Annotated in this window: 1 protein-coding gene; it reads right to left on the minus strand. The window is 69.3% G+C overall.

Annotated features, from left to right (window positions below; translation table 11 throughout):
* Positions 1–2,033 (minus strand): type I polyketide synthase (locus JK363_RS41155; protein ID WP_201883445.1); only part of this gene is annotated, 2,033 nt, incomplete at both ends.

Genomic DNA, 2,033 nt, shown 5'->3' on the forward strand with positions numbered 1-2,033 from the left:
TCGGCCCTCCGGCCGGTCCTGGCCATACGTCGTCAACAGCGCCTGCGCCTCAATCGGGTCACCCAGCTTCGTACCCGTACCATGCGCCTCCACCACGTCCACCTCGGTCGCCGAAAGACCCGCGCTCGCCAGCGCGGCGCGGATCACCCGCTGCTGCGACGGACCGTTCGGTGCGGACAAGCCGTTGCTCGCGCCGTCCTGGTTCAGCGCGGAACCGCGGACCACGGCCAGGACCGGGTGGCCGTTGCGGCGTGCGTCGGACAGGCGCTCCAGCAGCAGCATGCCGGCACCCTCAGCCCAGCCGGTGCCGTCGGCCCCCGCCGCGAACGCCTTACAGCGGCCGTCCGCCGCGACGCCTTGCTGTCGGCTGAACTCCACGAAGATGCCGGGCGTCGCCATCACGGTCACACCACCGGCCAGCGCCAGCGAGCATTCGCCCTGCCGCAGCGACTGCACCGCCAGGTGCAGTGCGACCAGCGACGACGAACACGCCGTGTCCACCGTCACCGCAGGACCCTCGAACCCGAACGTGTACGAGATTCGACCCGACGCAGCGCTCACGCTGCTTCCGGTGAGGAGGTATCCCTGAAGGCCGTCCGAGGCGTCGTGCATGCGGGGGCCGTAGTCCTGGGCCATCGCGCCGACGAAGACACCGGTCCCGCTCTGCCACTGGCCGTCAAGCGCGATATCGGCCCGCTCGAACGCCTCCCAGGAGGTCTCCAGGAGCAGGCGCTGCTGGGGGTCCATCGCCAGCGCCTCACGCGGCGAGATCCCGAAGAACGCCGGATCGAAGTCGCCCGCGTCGTAGAGGAAACCGCCCTCGCGGGCGTACGTGGTACCTGGCTTGCCCCGCTCCGGAGAGTACAGGGCGGACAGGTCCCAGCCACGGTCCGCCGGGAACCCACCGATCGCGTCACCCTCGGAGGCGATCAACTCCCAGAGTTCTTCGGGCGACCGTACGCCGCCAGGGTAGCGGCAGCCCATACCCACAATCGCGATGGGCTCGTCGAGGGACACGGCGGTCGGCACCGGCGTGCTGTCCAGCTGGTCAGCACCGATGAGGCAGGTCCTCAGATGACGCGCGAGAACGGCCGGGGTGGGGTAGTCGAACAGCAGAGTGGTCTGCAGCCGCAGTCCGGTCGTGGTGTTCAGACGGTTGCGGAACTCGACGGCACCCAGCGAGTCGAAGCCGAGTTCCTTGAACGTCCGGTCGGCGTCGACGGCCTCCGGGCCGTCGTAGCCCAGTGTGGTGGCGACCTGACTACCGACCAGCTCCAGCAGCAGCTCCGTCTGCTTGTCCTCGCCCAGCGCCGCCAGACGTCCCCTCAGCAGCGATGCGGCGTCCGCCACCGGTTCGGCGCTCCGGTCAGCCTGAGGGTCGGCCACCGTGTCGAGCCAGTAGCGCTGGCGCTGGAAGGCGTACGTCGGCAGCTCGACTCGACGAGCACCCGTACCCTCGAACAACGTCGCCCAGTCGACCGACGCCCCACCGCCGAACGCCTCCGCCACCGACGCGACGAACCGCTCCAGACCGCCCTCGTCACGACGCAGCGAACCCACCACCGTCACAGGCGAGTTCACGTGCTCCTCGGCCGTCTGCTCCACACCCATCGTCAGCACCGGGTGCGCACTGGACTCCACGAACACACGGAAACCGTCATCCAGCAGAGCACGCACCGTGTCGGCGAAACGAACCGTCCGGCGCAGATTGCGGTACCAGTAGCCCGCATCCAGAGCGGCGGTGTCCAGCACCTCAGCGGTGACCGTGGAGTAGAACGGCACCGATCCGGCTCGGGGAGCGATGCCCGCCAAGTCCCGGAGCAGCGCTTCCTCGATCTCCTCCACATGAGCGCAGTGCGAGGCGTAATCCACCGCGATACGACGAGCCCGCACACCATCCGCCTCACACGCGGCCAACAGCTCGTCCAACGCGTCCGCGTCACCCGAAACAACAACCACGGCCGGGCCGTTGACCGCCGCAACCGCCAGACGACCCTCCCAAGCCGCCAGCCGCTCCTGAACCGCCTCGACGC

Source organism: Streptomyces coffeae, from assembly GCF_016741875.1.
Classification (GTDB): Bacteria; Actinomycetota; Actinomycetes; order Streptomycetales; family Streptomycetaceae; genus Streptomyces; species Streptomyces coffeae.